Genomic DNA, 17008 nt, shown 5'->3' with positions numbered 1-17008 from the left:
GGTAAACGGGTACCGGACGCCCGGCGGAGCGCTTAGCATCCGGGCGATGAGCACTGTGCGATTCCGTGAGGTTCCCAAATCCCGGATCGACCGCGTCCTGGACCACGCCTACCTGGTCTTCCACGAGGAGGACGAGCGTCCCGGCGAGCGCGAGTTCCTCCGCCGGTGCGAGCGCACCGGCGCCTATGAGGACGACCACCTGGTGGGATTCCTCGGCGCGCTCCCCCTGGATCTGTCCATCCCCGGCGGCCAACTGCCCTGCGCCGGACTGACCTATGTCTCGGTCGCCCCCACCCACCGCCGCCGCGGAGTGCTCTCCGGGATGCTCCAGGAACAGTGGCGGCGCTGCGCCGCCGCCGGACAGCCGCTGGCCGCCCTCTGGGCCTCCGAGACCGCCATCTACGGCCGCTTCGGCTTCGGCGCCGCCACCCACCTGTCCAGTGTGGAGATCGACTCCCGGCGCCCGCTCGCCCTGCGCATCAGCCCCGACGACCGCCCGCTGCGGCTGCTGGACCCCAAGGAGGCCCCCGCCGTCCTCGGCCCCCGCTACGAGGCCGGACGCGCCCTGCGGGCCGGACGCCACGCCCGGGACGGCTACTGGTGGCGCGAACAGATCCTGTCCGAGGAGGACGAGGACGACGACGAGCTGGGCCCGCCCCGGATCGTCACCCTGGGCGGAAACCCGCCCGCCGGCTACGCCGTCTACCGCACCCGCGCCGGTGACGACGAGGCCGGCACCCCCGGCCTGGTCCACCTCCATGAACTGGAGGCCGACACCGCCCCGGTCGCCGCCGCCCTGTGGAGCTACCTGGCCGGCATCGATCTGACCGGAAAGGTACGCGCCTGGTCCCGCCCCGCCGACGACCCGCTGCTGCTGATGGCCACCGACAACGACCAGGTCCAGGTCACCGGCACCTACCCCGCCCTCTGGCTGCGCCTGGTGGACGTCCCCGCCGCCCTGGCCGCCCGCCGCTACGCCCGGCCGGTGGACCTGGCCCTGGACGTCCAGGACGCCACCCTCCCCGCCAACCAGCGCACCTTCCGCCTCACCTCCGGCCCCTCCGGTACCGCCTGCACCCCCACCGAGGACCGCCCCGACCTCACCCTGGACGTCCGCGACCTGGCCGCCTGCTATCTGGGCGGCGTACGCCCCGTCCACCTGCTGCGGGCCGGCCTGCTCACCGAGCACACCGCGGACTCGGTACGGGCCCTGGACGAGGCGCTGCGCACCGAGTATCTGCCCTTCACCAGCGACGAGTTCTGACCGCCGGGAGGCCCCGCCGGTGTGCCGTCAGCCGCGGGACGCCCCCGCGTACCACGCCGGGGCCCCCGGCCCCGAGGGGCCGCCCGGGCGCCGGGGCACGCCCACCGGGCGGCGCAGCTCCTCCTCACGGTAACGGCGGCATTCACGGTGCCAGTTGAGAATGCCGGACAGCCAGTTGCGCAGGTCCGCCACATAGCCGTCCATGACGGCCCGGCCCTCCTCCGGCAGGCCCAAGTCCTCGTAGAGCCGGGGGAGTTCCCGGGCCGCCACATGCTGGAACTGGTGCATCCGGGAGGTCATCAGATCATGGACGATGCCCAGGGCAGTGGGGTAGTCGCAGCCGAAGAAGTTCCGCACCACCAGCACGCCATTGTGGAACTCGCCGTCGAACTCGATCTCCTTCTGGTAGGAGAAGACGTCATTGACCAGACAGGCGTAGTCGGCGGCCGCGTTCTCCAGGGACCGCAGCGGGCCGCTGCGGTGGATCTCCGGCGGCACCCGGTGGCCATGGCCCAGGCGGCACAGGCTCATGGTGAGCCCGGTGCCGAAGGTCCTGCGGCGCATCTCGATATAGTCCACCGGGTCCGGAACGCGGTGCTGGACCTGGTTGGCCAGCTCCCAGCACCAGCTCTCCAGCATCTCCACCACCGAGGTGCGGAAGGCCAGCCGGGCCTCGCCGCCCATCGGCGGCGCGGTCCGGGCCCAGAGATCGGCCAGGCCGCGCTCCAGGGCATTGGCCGGCAGCACCGGCGGCGGGCCGGCCCCCAGCGGCATCAGCGCCGCCAGCCGCTCGGTGCACACCCGGGCCCCGGCCAGATCACGGCGCCGGCCGAAGACCGCGGGGAAGTAGTCATCCCCATAGGTCCCCCAGGCCATCCACTGGGAGTCGAGGTCCAGCTGCTCCGCGGTGGCGTCCGGGTGCATCCCCGCCGCGCACAGCGGGACGTCGAAGGCGGCCAGCTTCTCCCCGTCCCAGAGGCGCGGTTCACCGGGCACCGGCCGGAGCATCCCCATACGGTCGGCCCACTGGGCGGTGTGGCGCCGGGCGCTCGCCAGATGCGGACTGAGCGTCAGGGCAAAGGGCATGGGGAAGTCCGGCAGCCGGGAGGGGCCCACCCGTTGGTGGGGGACATGGGTGACGTTACGCACCCGTGCCGCACCGGTGTTGCCGGCGGTCGGCCGGACATCGGCGGCCGACAGGCCGGGGCCGCCGGGCAGGAAGGAGGACAGCACGGAGGACAGCACGGACGAAGTCGTGGGCGTGGCCCGGGAGTTCATATAACGGCTGGAGCGCAGATGCCACTCATGGCCGCCGGACTGCCAGTCCTGAAGGCCCTTCACATAGGCCAGAAGATCCGCGCCGGACCTGGGATCCAGGCCGGACTCCGCGCACAGCGGCGGCAGTTCGGTCACCGCCGTGTTCTCGAACTGCTGGAGCCGGGAGGTCAGCAGGTCATTGACGGCGTCGGCGGCCTCCTGGGTGGTGCAGCCCAGGAAGGTCTCCAGGACCAGGACGCCATTGGCCAGTTCGCCCTCCTCCTCGGTCTCCCGCTGGTAGGAGAACAGGTCGTTGCGCAGATGCACCCCGTCGGCGAAGGTGTCCCGGAGCACCCGTAGCGGCCGGGTGCCGCTGACCGCCGGCGGCACCTCGGCGCCCGCCGCGTACTCCACCAGCCCCGCCGACCAGGGCGCCCCGCCCACCTTGCGGCGCATCTCGATGTACTCGACGGGGTTGGGAATCCGGTGGGCATTGATATTGGAGAGCTCCCAGAGCGACTCATTGAGCAGATTGCGGGTGCTCTCCGCGAAACGCGCCCGCCAGCAAAGGGACATGGCGGGAACCGTGCGGGCCCATAGGTCCGCCAGCCCCGCCTCCACCGGATTGGCCGGTTCCGGAAAGCCCGCGGCCAGATCCATCGGCATAAAGACCGCCAGCCGGTCCAGATACTCCTTGGCCCCCTCGCGGTCCTGGGAGCGCTTGAACACCTCAAGGAAGTGGTCGTCGAAGAAGAACACCCAGACATACCAGTCGGTGACCAGCGACAACTTGGGCCCGGGGGCGTCGGGATGGGTATAGGAGCACAGCAACGCATAGTCATGGGCGTCCAGATCGCGCTGCTCCCAGATCCCGGAGCCTTCCAGCATGCCCATGGAGCGGGCCCAGGCCCTGGAGTGCGTTCTGGCCTCCTCCAGGCAGGGGTTGAGACGAGCGGGATACGGCATATAGAAGTCGGGCAGCTCAAAGGGCTGTGTCACGCGCCGTCGGCCTTTCCGTCAGAAGAGTCCGAGACCGCCGCCTGAGGGCTCGCCCTCTCCTACCCCCGCGCGGAAGGGAGTTACCCGGCGACCCATGGGGCGCACGACGCCCGCCGACGGCGCGCCAACGCGGCACGGGCGCCGCGCGGGGACACGCTCAGCCGGGGAAACACAGGAAGCGCGGCGGGACTTCGTCCACCAGCCACACCCCGTTGGCGCTGAGCAGGAACACATACCCGGCGGCATGCATCGCCCCCGCGTTCACCGAGAGCACCACCGGCTTGCCGCGCCGCGCGCCGACCCGTACCGCGGTCTCCCGCTCGGCGGAGAGATGGACATGATGGCGGTCCATCGGCCGCAGCCCCTCGGCGCGGATGGCGGCGACCCGGCCGACCGCCGTGCCGTGATAGAGGAAGGCGGGCGGCACGGCGGCCGGCAGGTCCAGATCGACGGGCACCGCGTGCCCCTGGCTGGCCCGGATCCTGCCCCCTTCGATGGCGAACCGCCGCTTGTCGTTGGTGGCCACCACCTGCTCCAGCTCCTGGCGTTCCATGGGAAAGCCATGCGCGGCGGCGGCCGCCAGCAGGGTGTCCACCCCGACCCAGCCCTGGGGGTCCAGCCGGATGCCTATGCGGTCGGGCCGGTGCCGCAGATGCCGGCTGAGGTACTTCGACACCCGGACGATTCGTGCCTGGTCCATGCCCCCAGGGTGCCTCAGGGGCCACAGGAGACGCACGCCCTTTACAGCGCCGCCGGGGTCAGGGTTTACGGCGCCGCCGGGATCGGGCCCGCCCGCTACCCCAGCCGCTTCTCCAGCCAGGCCACATCCCAGAAGGTGCCAAACTTCCGTCCCACCTGCCCCAGCAGGCCCGCCGGCCGGAAGCCAAAGCGCTGATGCAGCCGCATGGACGCCTCATTGGGCTGGGTGATCCCGGCGTAGGCCCGGTGGACGTCCTCGGCGGCCAGGGCCTCGAAGAGCGCCGAGTACAGCAGACCGCCCAGCCCCCGCCCGGTGTGACCGGGCAGCAGATAGACGCTGGTCTCCACCGAAGTCTCATACGCCTGCCGCTCCTTGAACGGGCCGCTGGAGGCATAGCCGACCAGCGTGCCCGCCTCCTCGGCGACCAGGATCCGGTGCCGCCCGGTGCCGGGATGAGCCGCCAGCCAGGCCCGGCGCTGATCGATTCCTACCGGTTCAATATCGAAGGTGACCGGAGTGTGGATCACATAGTGGTTGTAGAGACTGGTGAGTTGCTCGATATCGCCGACGTCCGCGGGACGGACCATGGCGGTACCGGTGGTGCTCTGCTGCATCGGTGCTCCCTTCCGGCGCGACGGTAGCCGGGCGCTGTTACCCCGGTGTTTCGGCGGCCCTAGGGTGTGAGGGGTACGACTCGGAGCCCAACAGCGCCAGGAGGTACTCATGACCAGTGCGGTCAGCCACCGCCATATCGAGGTGAACGGCGTCGGACTGCATATCGCCGAACAGGGTGAGGGCCCGCTGGTCCTGCTGCTGCACGGCTTTCCCGAGTGCTGGTACTCCTGGCGGCACCAGTTCGGGCCGCTGGCAGAGGCCGGATACCGGGTGGTCGCACCCGACCAGCGCGGCTACGCCCGCAGCGAGCAGCCCGACCGGATCGACGCCTACACCATGCTGCACCTCACCGGCGATGTGGTCGGCCTGATCCACGCACTGGGCGCCCGGCAGGCGGTGGTGGTCGGCCATGACTGGGGCGCGCCGGTTGCCTGGAGCACCGCCCTGCTGCGCCCGGACCTGGTGCGCGGGGTGGCCGGGCTGAGCGTTCCGCCGTCCCCGCGCGGCACCCTGCCCCCGCTGACCGAGATGCGCCGGAAGCTGGGCGACGGCTTCTACCAGATCCACTTCCAGCAACCCGGCGTCGCCGACGCCGAGTTCGCCGCCGACCCCGCCGCCAGCTTCCGCCGTCTGCTGACCGCCGCCTCCGGCGACAACCCCAGCCCGGTGGGCGTGGTGTCCGAAGGCGGAGCCACCCTGGCCACCCTGCCGGAACCCGAGCGGCTGCCTAGCTGGCTGACCGAGGCGGACATCGCGGTCTTCACCGAGGAGTACGCCCGCCATGGGGACAAGGCGTTCACCGGCGGCCTCAACTGGTACCGCAATATCGACCGCAACTGGGAGCTGATGGCGCCCTTCGACGGCCGCGTCATCGACCTTCCCGCCCTCTATGTGGTCGGTGACCGTGACCTGGTGATGGCCTTCCCCGGCATGGACGAGCTGCTGCCCGCACTGCCCGGTGTGCTGCCGGGCCTGCACCGCAGCCTGGTGCTGCCCGGCTGCGGCCACTGGACCCAGCAGGAACGGCCCGAGGAGGTCAACTCCGCGCTGCTGGACTTCCTGGCCAGCCTGCCCAAGGAGTGACCGCAACAACGGGCGTACCCCGGACTGGGCTCAAGTCCCCTCCGGTGTACGCCCGTTGCCGGTTCAGCCGCGCAGCATCGCGGCGATGGCGGACCGCCAGTCCTCGCCCGGGCGCGGCACCAGCAGCTCGGCCAGGGCCTCGGCCCGGTAGCGGTGTCGGTGCAGCAGCCCCGGGGCCGCCTCGGGCGAGGGCCGGATCTCGCTGGGGCTGTCCAGCAGGCGGATGAGCTCGGCGGCGAACTCCGCCCAGCCCACATGCCCGCCAATGGCGTTGACCACCCCGCCTGCCGGCCGCTGCAGGCAGTGCACCAGGACCCTCGCCAGTGCGGCGGCGTGCACCCAGGGGGCGCCGGACCAGTCCTCGCCGGACGGCGGCAGGGCGCCCGCCGGTGGCAGCACCACCGGATCCCCGGCCAGCGCGGCCTGGTAGAGCGCCCCGGTGGCGCCCCAGCGCAGCTGGTCACGCAGCCGGTCGTGCGGGCCCCAGACAATGGGGGCCCGCACCACGCTCGCCCCGTCCCCGGCGCCCATCGCCTCCAGCAGCATCCGCTCGCACTCCAGCTTGGCCCGGCCGTAGGAGGACAACGGCTCCTCGGACGGCGCCCCTTCGCCCACCTCGGCCACCGACGGCCGGCCATAGGCGTCCACACTGCTGACGAAGACAAAGGAGCCGCGCCGCCGGCCCTCCAGCAGGGTCCGCATCGCCGCCGTATCCACCTCCGGAGAGGTGAAGGTGCAGGCGGCGTGGATGACAAAGTCCACGCCCCGGACGGCCGCGCGCAGGCTGTCCGGATCGGCCAGGTCCCCCTCGGCCACCTCCACCCCGTCCCCGGCCACCAGATGCGCCGACTCCGGCCGGGCCAGCGCCCGCACCGGACGGCCGAGGGCGGCCAGCTCCCGCAGCACAAAGGCGCCCACCCCGCCGGTGCCCCCGGTGACCAGGACAGTGCCCGCCCGGGCGGCCGGGGCGGGGCGGGCGGCGCGGGCCGCGGAGCGGCGGCGTACCCGCTCCTCCAGCAGGGCCGCCAGGGCGCGCGGGGTGCGGTGTTCCAGTACGTCCAGGCCGGTCAGCGGTGCCCCGAAACGCTCCCGCAGCCGGTCCGCCACCCGCACCGCCAGCAGCGAGTGCCCGCCCAGCAGAAAGAAGTCCCCCTCGGGACCGGGGCGTTGGCCCAGCAGCCCGGCGAAAACCTCGATCACAGCGGCCGTCGCACCGGCCGAGGCGCCTTCCTGCCCCGGGGTGTTCTGCTCTCGGGCGTCCTGCCCGGCGGCGGCCGGGGCGGTACCGGCCAGGGCCTCGCCGGTGAGAGCGGTGCCGGCCAGAGCGTTGCCGGCCGGCGAACCGGCCATGGCGGGCAGCGCCCGCGCCGGATCCCCGGCCGCCGAGACAAGCACCGCGGCGAAGGCGGAGAGCAGTTCGCGGGCCGCCGCCTCATCCAGCCGCGCCGGGTCGTACTGCACCAGACAGCGGGGCTCCGGCACCGTCTCCACAAACAGACCCAGCCCGAACTTGGCGGTGCCCAGCGAGACTTCCACCGGTTCACACGCCATGCCCGGCAGCCGCAGACACACCGGTTCGGGCAGCACATCGGCGGTGACGCCCACCAGCGGGTTGCCCGCCGCGTCCCGGGCGGCCGCGCCCAGCCGCTCCACGATCAGGTCGAAGGGGACCTGCCGGTGGCGCTGGGCGGTCAGCAGCTCGTCCCGTACCCGGTCCAGCACGGTGGCGAAGTCCCGGGCCCCGGACAGATCCGGCCGCAGCGGCAGGGTGTTGACGCACAGGCCGACCAGCTCGCGCCAGGCGGCCCGATCGCGGTGGCTGCTGGCGCAGCCGATGACCAGATCCTCCTCGCCGGTGACGGACCGCAGCGCGGCGAAGGCGGCGGCCAGGGCCACGGTGAACAGGGTGGCCCGGTGGGCCCGTCCGGCCGCCCGCAGGCCCTCCACCGTGCCCGGCGGCAGCGCCGCGCCGATCACCCGCCCCTCGCCCCGTTTGCCGCCCGGACGGCCGGGCAGCGCCAACGGGCGTGCACCGGCCAGGTGCCGGCACCAGTACGCCAGCCCGGCCTCCAGGCCGGCCGAGCCAGCGCGCTCCGCGCGGGCGAAGTCGGCGTAGCGCGGGGCCGGTTGCTCCGGCTCCGGCTCACCGCCGGCCGGCGCCGCCGCATACCGGTCCGCCAGTTCGGCGGCCACCAGGTCCAGCGATCCGCCGTCGATGGCGATGTGATGGAAGGTCAGCAGAACGGTGTGCTCCTCGGCCGAGTGCCGCAGGTGCAGGGCGCGCGGCAGGGGCCCGGCGGCCAGGTCGAAGGGGCGTTGCGCCTCCTCGCGCAGCAGCCGGGGAGCGTCCTCGGGCGCCGCCCGGACGGTCCGCACCGGGATCCGCACCGGCGGGAGGACATCCTGGTACGGCTCGCCGTCGCGCACCGGATAGCGGGTGCGCAGGGCCGTATGACGGCCCACCAGCCCGGTCAACGCCTCGGCCAGTGCCTCGGGTTGGAAGGCGCCGCGCAGACGGGTGGCGAAGGGCACATTGTAGAGCGCGCCATCCTGGCCCAGCCGGTCCATCAGCCACATCCGGTGCTGGGCATGGGAGAGCGGTGCCGGGCCATCGGCGGCGGGCGCGGCGGCCGGGGCGCAGTTGCGGCGGCCGCGCGCCCGGGCCAGCAGGGCCTCCTGACGGGCGGTGTCCGGGGCCGTGCTCATCGCTCCTCCTCCGCGCCCAGCAGCTCCCGCTCGATCAGCGTGGCCTGTCCGGCCACGGTGGGTGCCGAGAAGAATGCGGCCAGGGTGAGCTCCACGCCCAGGTCCTCGCGGAGGTCGTCCACCACCCCGAGCGCCAGCAGCGAATGCCCGCCCAGGGCCAGGAAATCGGCCTCCGGGTCATCGACCTCGCACTGAAGGGCCCGGCCCCAGGCTTCGGCCACCACCTGCTGGATCGGGGTGAGTCCGGCCGCCGGGGCGCTCGACGGGGCGCTCGACGTCGCTTCGTCCAGCGGGAGTCCGGCCAGGGCCGCGCGGTCCACCTTGCCATTGGCGGTCAGCGGCAGGCGCTCGGTGAACGACCAGGCGCCGGGCAGCAGATGGGCGGGCAGCCGCCCGGCCAGGTGCTCGCGCAGCCCGGCGGCGATGGGCCGGGTGCCCTCGGCCGGGACCACAAAGGCGGTCAGCCGGGCATCCGGCGGCAGCACCGTGACCGCGGCGTCCGCCACACCGGGATGGGTGCGCAGGGCGTGCTCGATCTCACCGGGTTCGATACGGAAGCCCCGCACCTTGATCTGGTCGTCCAGCCGGCCGTGGAAGTCCAGCACTCCGTCCGGACGGGCCGAGGCCAGGTCGCCGGTGCGGTAGAGGCGGCCCAGGGTGGGGTGTTCGAAGAACCGCTCGGCGGTCAGCTCCGGCTGGTTGAGGTAACCCGTGGCCAACCTGCCGCCGCCCAGGCAGAGTTCGCCCCGGGTGCCCGGCGGCAGCTGCTCCCCGTGCTCGTCCAGCACATGGGCACTGGCCCCGGCGACCGGGCGGCCGATGGGCGGCGGGGCGTCACAGTCGGCATCGGTGACCCGGTGACAGGTGGCGAAGGTGGTGGCCTCGGCCGGGCCATAGCCGTTGATCAGCTCCAGCCAGGGGTGCTCCCGCAGCACCGCGCGGGCATGCCGGGCGGACAGCGCCTCGCCGCCCACGATCACCGTACGCAGCACGGCGAACACGGCGGAGGAGCGGGCCGCCAGGGTGTGGAAGAGGGCGGTGGTGAACACGGCCGTGGTGGCGCCCAGCCGTTCGATGTCCCGCGCCAGGCTGTCCAGCGACCGCCGGTCGGCGGTGGAGATCACCACGGCGGCCCCATTGGCCAGCGCGGCCCAGCACTCGAAGGGGGCGGCGTCGAAGGTGAGCGGGGAGTGGAAGAGCACCCGGTCGCGCGGGCCGAGCGTCAGATAGTCCGGGTCGATGGTGAGACCGGCCACGCCCTGATGAGTGATGCCAACGGCCTTCGGCCGTCCCGTGGAACCGGAGGTGAACATCACATAGGCCAGGGCCCGCGGATCATAGGCGGGGATCGCCGGGAGCGCCTCGGCGAGGTACGGACCGTCCTGCGCCACTCCCGCGGCGGAGACGGCCAGAGCCCGGGCCGGGGGTATGCCCAGTGCCTCCAGGGCGTCCTTCTCGCCCACGGTCAGGGTGACGCCCGCGTCGGCCAGCATGGCCTCGGTACGGGGCCGCGGATAGGCGGCGTCCAGCGGAACGTAGTGGCCCCCGGCCCACCAGACGGCCAGCTGAGCCACGATTAGGGCGGGCGAGTGCGGGAGCAGCAGTCCGACGGCGGTGCCGGGTGCTACGCCTCGGACCCGCAGCGCCACCGCCAACTGTCCGGCCGCTTCGGTCAGTTCGCGGTAGGTGAGGGCCTGCTCGCCATCGAACACGGCCAGCGCGGCGGGGGTGACGGCGGCATGCCGCAGCACTTGTGCCAGGACCCCGGGGGCGGGTTGGTTCTCGGGTTCCGGCTGGTTGCCGGGCTTGGGCCGGGCGTCGGCTTTGGCGTGGGCCAGGGTCGGGGCGGTGGCTCGGCCCAGGCCGTCGGTCATGAATTGACCGGTGGCTTCGCTCGCATCGACGGCTTTCCTCCTGCCGGTAGTCGCGGTCGAGCCAGTGCGCTCATTGGGGTCACTGCTTTCGCCCGGAGCGACGATCTTTGCCGGGCCGTCGGCGGAACTTGGGCCGGTGGTCGCGGCCGTGGCGGCGTCCTCGCCCGGGGAGACGATCGCACCGGGGTTCGCGGCCGTGACGGAGCCGGCCCTGTCGCCCGGTGCGCGGGAGTCCAGCAGGGCGGCCAGGGACCGGAGGTCGGGTTGGCGCAGCACTTCCGGGGCCCGCAGCCGGACGCCGGATGCCTCCTCCAGTGCGGTCAGCAGCCGGGCGGCGGTCAGCGAATCGCCGCCGGAGGCGAGGAAGTTGTCGTCCGGGCCCAGATCGGGGCGGCCCAGCAGGCGGCGGCACTGGCCGAGGACCAGCTCTTCGGTGTCCGGGGTCCGCCGGCTCTCCGGCGCCATGTTGCCCGCAAGTTCGGCGTCTGCGGAGTCATGGGCGCCGAGGGCCTGCGGCGGGGCAGCGGCGCCCTGTTGGGCGCCCGCCGCCGTTCCGGCGTGCCCGGCCAGCAGGGCCGCCCGGTCCACCTTGCCGTTGGCGTCCAGAGGGAAGTCCGCAACAAAGCGGACGGCGGCCGGTACGGCCTGCTCCGGGAGCCAGTCGCGGGCGGCGGTGAGGAGTGCGTCCGCGGACGGGGCCGGGGCGGCGGGGCGGATGAAGGCGATCAGCCGGGCGCCGCCAGTGGAGGAGTCCACGGCCACCGCGGCGCGCCGCACCCGGGGGTCATGCTCGAAGGCCGCCTCCACCTCCGCCGGTTCGATCCGCACTCCGCGGATCTTCACCTGGTCGTCCAGGCGGCCCAGAAACTCCAGCACCCCGTCCGCCCGCATCCGCACCCGGTCCCCGGTGCGGTAGACGCAGTCGATGCCGGTCAGCTCCGGGGGAGGAGCCACAAAGCGCCGGGCGGTCAGCTCCGGGTCCAGGTAGCCCAACGCCAACCCGGCGCCGCCCACGCGGAGTTCGCCCTCGGTGCCGCGCGGCACCACCCGGCCGTCCGCGTCGGTGACACACACCGTCACCCCGGAGACCGGGAGGCCGATGGGCGGCAGACCCGCCGGGTCCGTGTCCGCCAGCGGCTGGGCGGTGACCAGGACGGTGGCCTCGGCGGGCCCATAGGCGTTGTCCACGGCCGCGGTGACCTCGGGGGAGGGGCGGCGGCGCAGCCGGTCGCCGCCGATCTGGAGGTGCCGCAGCGGCAGACCGCGCGGCCAGGGGCGCTCCAGCACCAGTTCGGCCAGCGGGGTGGGCGCAATGGCCGTGGTCACCCCGGCGTGGTGCCACCAGCCGGTGAGGACGTCCGGGTCCCAGCGGACCTCGTCCGGGGCGACGGCGAGGGTGCCACCGCAGGTCAGCGTGGCCCACAGTTCCATCAGGTGCGGGTCGAAGGAGACTCCCACCAGCAGGCTGTGCCGGTCGCCGGGGCCGAGCCCGGTGCGCTCGGCGTACCAGCGCAGCCGGGCGGCCAGCGCGGTGCCGGAGACCGCCACCGCCTTGGGCTCCCCGGTCGAGCCGGAGGTGAGCACCGCGTAGAAGGTGCCCTCCGGTGCCTTGGCCCGGTCGGCGGCGTCCGGGGCGGCCGCCGGGAAGGCGGCGACCGGGGCGGTGCCCGCGTTGGCCCCGGCGGCGGGCAGTGGCAGCGGCCCGCCCCGAGGGCGGTAGGCCGCGGGCAGCACCTCGGGCGCGCCGATCAGACAGCTCACCTTCAGCCGGCCGGTGACCGTGGCCAGCCGCCGTTCACCGGGGCGCGGGCCCAGCGGCAGATAGACGGCGCCCAGCCGGGCCAGTGCCACCGCCGTGGCCACCAGGGCCACCGAGCGGTCCAGGCACACACCGACCAGCTCCCCGGGGCGCACCGCATCCCGCAGCGCCTCGGCGGTGGCATCGGCCAGCGCATCCAACTCGCCGTAGGACCAGGACAGTTCGCCGTCCTCGACGGCGGGGGCGGATGGGTCGCGGGCGACCTGGTGGGTATAACGGGCCAGGACATCGTCCCAGCCGACGGGGTCCAGGGCAGGACCGTGAACGATCGATGCAGTGGTCATGATTCCTCGAACTCCATGAATCGGGGTGCGTCGCATGAGGAAAGAGCGAACCGCTCAGCCCAGGCCCATGGCCCGGGCGACGATCACCTTCTGGATCTCCGAGGTCCCCTCGATGATCGTCATCATCCGGACATAGCGGTAGAGGAACTCCAGGGGATGGCCGCGCACCCAGCCGGTCGCCCCATGCACCCGCAGCGCCCGGTCCACCACCCGCACCGCGGTCTCCGAGGCGGTCAGCTTGGCCAGCGCCGCGTTCTCCGGCGCCTCCGTCCCCCGGTCCACCAGCCGGGCGCAGGCCAGGGTGAGCAGCTTGGCGGCCTCCACCTCCGCCCGGCTGCTCACCAGATGCTCCTGGATGTGCTGGTACGCGCCGATCCGCTGCCCGAAGGCCCGCCGCTCCCGGGCGTACTCCACGCCCAGCCGCAGCGCGTACTCGGCGATGCCATTGCACATGGCGGCCACCACCAGCCGGCCCCGGGAGAGGCTGTCGATGCCATGGCCCAGTGCCGCGCCGATCCCTGCCTCGCCGCCGATGACCGCCTCCGCGGGCAGCCGCACCTCATCCAGCACCAGCTCGTACAACTCCTCGCCGGACATGCCCTGGTAGCGCTGGCCGATGCGCAGCCGGGGGTGGTCCATCTCCAGCACAAAGGCGGTGGGCCCGCCCTCGGCCTGGGCCACCACCAGCGCGAAGTCGGCGTGCCCGGCATTGCTGACAAAGGTCTTGCGGCCGGAGAGCAGCCAGCTGCCGTCCGCCTCGCGCCGGGCGGTGGTGGTCAACTGGAAGGCGTCCGAGCCCGCGTTGGGCTCGGTGAGCGCCAGACAGCGGGTGGCCTCGCCCCGGACCAGCGGCAGCAGATACCGCTTGATCTGCTCCTCGGTGCCCTGGCGCAGCAGGGGGCTCGGCCCGTCCGAGCCGGCCAGGGCATAGGGGGCCAGCGGGCAGCCGCTGCGGCCGGCCGCGTGATGCAGCAGCACCACGGCGGTGAACGGCATATCGGCGCCGCCCAGTTCCTCCGGGTGGTCGGCCGCGTAGAAGCCCAGCCGGGCGGAGCGCTTGCGGACATATGCGCGTAGCTCGGCGGGCGGCAGGTCCCCCGACTCCGGGAGTTCGGCGGACAGCGGCACCAGCTCCCGGCGGATGAAGGACTCGAAGGCGTCCACGATCTCCCGGTGCTCGGTCTCCAGGACCGAGGAGGGGCCGGTGTTCATCGGGCCTCCTCCGGGACCGCCCGGACCGCCGCCATGACCGCACTCGCCTGCTCGGCCAGCACCGGGTGCTGGAAGAGCACCCGCAGCGGCGGGCGGCTGCCCAGCCGGGGCTCCAGCCAGGCGGCCAGCTGGGCGGCCAGCAGGGAGTGCCCGCCGACCTGGAAGAAGTGCGAGGAGGGCGAGAAGCGGTCATGGCCCAGCACCTCGCGCCAGCCCTCGCTGAGCAACTCCACGGCGGGGTCGGGGACTTCACCGTCCCGTACCGCGCCCTCCTCCTCGGGCCGGTGCTCGGCGGCGAGCCGGGCCAGCGCGGTGCGGTCGGGCTTACCGCCGGGCAGCAGCGGCATCCGGTCCAGCCGGATCCAGTGCGAGGGCACCAGGGCGGCGGGCAGCCGGGCGGAGAGCGCCTTGTGCAGCAGCGGCTGGTCCACCTCCGCGCCGCCGTCCAGGAAGCCCACCAGACAGGGACCGGCGGGCAGCCGGCTCAGCACCACCGCGCAGGAACGGCCGCCCAGTTCGGCCGAGGCCGCCGCCTCGATCTCCTCCAGCTCGATCCGGTAGCCGCGCAGTTTGACCTGGTTGTCCTGGCGGCCCAGGAAGTGGACGAGCCCATGCTCGTCCCGGTAGCCCAGGTCGCCGGTGAGATAGACACGCTCATCGCCCAGCGCCGGTACGGTGACAAACCGCTCGGCGGTGGCCGTCGTCGCCCGCTCATCACCGAGGTAGCCCTCGGCCAGCCCCCCGCCGGAGATGGCCAGTTGGCCCACCGCCCCGCCGGGCAGCGGACGCAGCCGGTCGTCCAGCACATGGACGCCCACCCCTGGCAGCGGAAGGCCCAGCGGCACCTCGGCCGCCCCGTCGGGCTCGCGGGACACCTCATGGACGGTGGAGGTGATGGCCGCCTCGGTCACGCCATAGGCGTTGAGCACGGTGGCGTCCGTGGCCGCCAGCAGCTCGCGCAGCGCCGCGGCGGGCAGCCGCTCACCGCCGAGGACCAGCAGCCTGGGCTGCCACATCCCCTCGCGCAGCGCCTCGGTCAACTCCCCGCGTACCGCCAGCAGATAACTGGTCGGCAGATTGGCCACGGTCACCGGGCGGGAGGCCAGCACCGCGACCAGCTCCGGCCCGGTGGGCACCTCCCGCTGCGGCAGCACCAGGGCGCAGCCGGCCAGCAGCGAGGGCAGCACCTCCTCCAGTGCCACATCGAAGGAGGGCTGGGCGAACAGCAGCACCCGGTCGGCCGGGGACAGTGCGAACCGCGCCGCCATGGCGGTGGCATGCCGGGCCAGCGCCTCCCGCCCCACCAGCACCGCCTTGGGCAGGCCGGTGGAGCCCGAGGTGTGGATCACATAGGCGGCGTCCGCCAGGCACTCGGCGTCCTCGGCGGCCGGGAAGGCCGGACCGTCCAGCAGCGCCAACGGCAGCCCCTCGGCGGGCAGCGAGAGAGCGCTCTCCCGGTCGGTGAGCACCAGCGCCGGGCGCAGCCGCTCCAGCAGCGTCCGCAGCCGGTCCGCCGGGTCGTTGGGCGACAGCGGGCAGTACACCGCGCCCAGCCGCAGACAGGCCAGCAGCGCCGTCACACTGTGCGTACCGCGCGGCAGCACCACGGCCACCGGCTGCCCGCGCCGCACCCCGGCCCCGCTCAGCCGGCCCGCCAACTCCTGGACCATGCCGTAGAGTTCGCCATAGGTGAGCTGCCGGGCGCCGCTGAGCAGGGCGAGCCGGCCGGCGTCATGACGGGACAGCGGGTCCAGCACCGTACCGTCCACGGCGGCCAGCGGCGCGGGGGCGGCGGCCGGCTGGGGGGCCAGCGCGGCCATCGGGGCCTCGGGCGCGTCCAGATACGCCCGGACCAGGGCCAGGAAGCGCTCGGCCAGCAGGGCCGCGGTGGCCTCGTCGAACAGATCCCGGTCGTAGTCCCACACCAGGGTCATCCCGGCGGGACCCTGCCGGGGGCCGACCATCCGGCGGTCGTCCGGCATCAGCACCAGGTCCAGATCGAAGCGGGTGGTGCCGGTGTTGAAGCCCTCGAACAGCGACACCTCCAGCCCCGGCACCACGATCTCCGGCAGTGCCGCGTCATGGGCGCTGAACATCACGCTGAACAGCGGGTTGTCCGCGCCGGAGGTGTGCAGCCCCAGCTCCCGGGTGAGCACCTGGACCGGCACCTCCTGGTGCGGCAGCGCACGGATCAGGCCATCGGTGACCTCGTCCGCCACCTCCCGCGCCGGGGCCTCGGCGTCCAGCCGCAGACGCAGCGGAATGGTGTTGACGAACATCCCGACGGTCTCCTCGAAGCCCTGCGGCCGGTTGCCCACCGCGGTGCCGATGACCAGATCGGTCCGGCCGCTGTGGCGGCGCAGCAACTCGGCGAAGAGCGCCAGCAGGGTGGAGAACGGGGTATGGCCCTGGGCCCGGCTGTGTGCGCGCAGCCGCTCGGCCAGCTCCGCGTCGATGGCCTGGCGCAGCTGGCCGCCGGCGTGCCGGCGCCGGGCGCCGGGGCGGGTCAGTCCGGGCAGCGGCAGATCGAAGGCGGCCCCCGCCAGCTGATCACGCCAGAACTCCAGGCTCGCCGCCTGCCGTTGGGCCCGGCCCGGGCCCTGGGCGGCCGCGATGTGCTCCTGGTACGAGGGCGCCGCGGGCAGTTGGAGCGGCTCGCCCAGCACCCGCGAGCGGTACTCGCCGAAGACGTCCCGCAGCAGAATGGCGAAGGAGTGCCCGTCGTGCACCAGATGGTGCTCCACATGGATCAGCCGGTGGTGCCGCTCGCCCAGTCGCACCAGGGTCCAGCGCAGCAGCGGGGCCTGATGGACATCCAGCGGGGTCTCCGCCTCGGTGCGCAGCAGCCGCCGAAAGGTGTCCTCGGCATCCTCCTGCCCGCTCAGGTCCACGGTGCGCAGGCGTGGCGGACACCCTTCCCGCACCCGCTGGCCGGGCAACGCCCCCTGGGCGTCCACCAGTTCCAGGCGCAGCCCCGGGTGCCGCTCCAGGGCGGCACCCAGCGCGGCCCGCAGGGCGTCCTGGTCGAGCTCGCCACGCAGGTCCATGGTGGCGGTGAAGTTGTAGGCGCGGCTGCCGGGCTGCATCTGCTCGTGCAGCCAGACGATCTCCTGGGATGTGGAGAGTCCGAACATGGTCAACCTTTCCGGTCGCTTGGTCTCGCAGCCGGTGCACCGGACGCCGGTCGGGCGGGCG

Annotated in this window: 9 protein-coding genes; 2 read left to right on the top strand and 7 right to left on the bottom strand. The window is 73.4% G+C overall.

Annotated features, from left to right (window positions below; all coding sequences use genetic code 11):
• Positions 1–46 precede the first annotated feature (46 nt).
• The gene (locus tag CV755_RS11040; RefSeq protein ID WP_109280010.1) at positions 47–1264 is read left to right on the top strand and encodes a GNAT family N-acetyltransferase; all 1218 of its coding nucleotides are present in this window, start codon (positions 47–49) and stop codon (positions 1262–1264) included.
• 27 nt (positions 1265–1291) lie between these two features.
• Here the strand turns inward: CV755_RS11040 and CV755_RS11035 are convergent, their stop codons facing one another.
• The 3 genes from CV755_RS11035 to CV755_RS11025 all read right to left on the bottom strand — a co-directional run bounded on the left by CV755_RS11035 (position 1292) and on the right by CV755_RS11025 (position 4834).
• Positions 1292–3520, bottom strand: coding sequence for a terpene synthase family protein (locus CV755_RS11035; protein WP_193553392.1), 2229 nt, complete (start codon positions 3518–3520; stop codon positions 1292–1294).
• A 157-nt stretch (positions 3521–3677) separates the two neighbouring features.
• On the bottom strand, positions 3678–4220 hold the full coding sequence (locus CV755_RS11030) for an RNA 2'-phosphotransferase (RefSeq protein ID WP_109280009.1): 543 nt from the start codon (positions 4218–4220) through the stop codon (positions 3678–3680).
• Positions 4221–4315: 95 nt separating this feature from the next.
• A complete protein-coding gene (locus CV755_RS11025; RefSeq protein ID WP_109280008.1) occupies positions 4316–4834 on the bottom strand; it encodes a GNAT family N-acetyltransferase in 519 nt (172 codons plus the stop codon).
• Positions 4835–4943: 109 nt separating this feature from the next.
• Between CV755_RS11025 and CV755_RS11020 the strand changes: the two genes are divergently transcribed.
• Positions 4944–5918, top strand: coding sequence for an alpha/beta fold hydrolase (locus CV755_RS11020; RefSeq protein ID WP_109280007.1), 975 nt, complete (start codon positions 4944–4946; stop codon positions 5916–5918).
• Positions 5919–5981: 63 nt separating this feature from the next.
• Here CV755_RS11020 and CV755_RS11015 read toward each other — a convergent pair whose 3' ends face one another.
• From CV755_RS11015 to CV755_RS10995, 4 genes are read right to left on the bottom strand one after another with little or no spacing between them, the layout of a single operon-like run.
• Complete coding sequence (locus tag CV755_RS11015) at positions 5982–8624, bottom strand: condensation domain-containing protein (RefSeq protein WP_109280006.1); 2643 nt, start codon at positions 8622–8624, stop codon at positions 5982–5984.
• Positions 8621–12601 (bottom strand): amino acid adenylation domain-containing protein, encoded by a 3981-nt coding sequence (locus CV755_RS36005; protein ID WP_241561125.1) that lies wholly within the window; start codon positions 12599–12601, stop codon positions 8621–8623. The genes CV755_RS11015 and CV755_RS36005 overlap by 4 nt, the downstream gene beginning before the upstream one ends.
• Positions 12602–12655: 54 nt before the next feature.
• Positions 12656–13813, bottom strand: coding sequence for an acyl-CoA dehydrogenase family protein (locus CV755_RS11000; RefSeq protein WP_109280005.1), 1158 nt, complete (start codon positions 13811–13813; stop codon positions 12656–12658).
• A complete protein-coding gene (locus CV755_RS10995; protein ID WP_109280004.1) occupies positions 13810–16947 on the bottom strand; it encodes a non-ribosomal peptide synthetase in 3138 nt (1045 codons plus the stop codon). The genes CV755_RS11000 and CV755_RS10995 overlap by 4 nt, the downstream gene beginning before the upstream one ends.
• Positions 16948–17008 lie beyond the last annotated feature (61 nt).

The sequence above is a fragment of the Streptomyces orinoci genome, assembly GCF_003121295.1.
In the GTDB taxonomy this organism is placed as follows: Bacteria; Actinomycetota; Actinomycetes; order Streptomycetales; family Streptomycetaceae; genus Streptomyces; species Streptomyces orinoci.
This window is presented reverse-complemented; position numbering and strand designations above follow the sequence as displayed.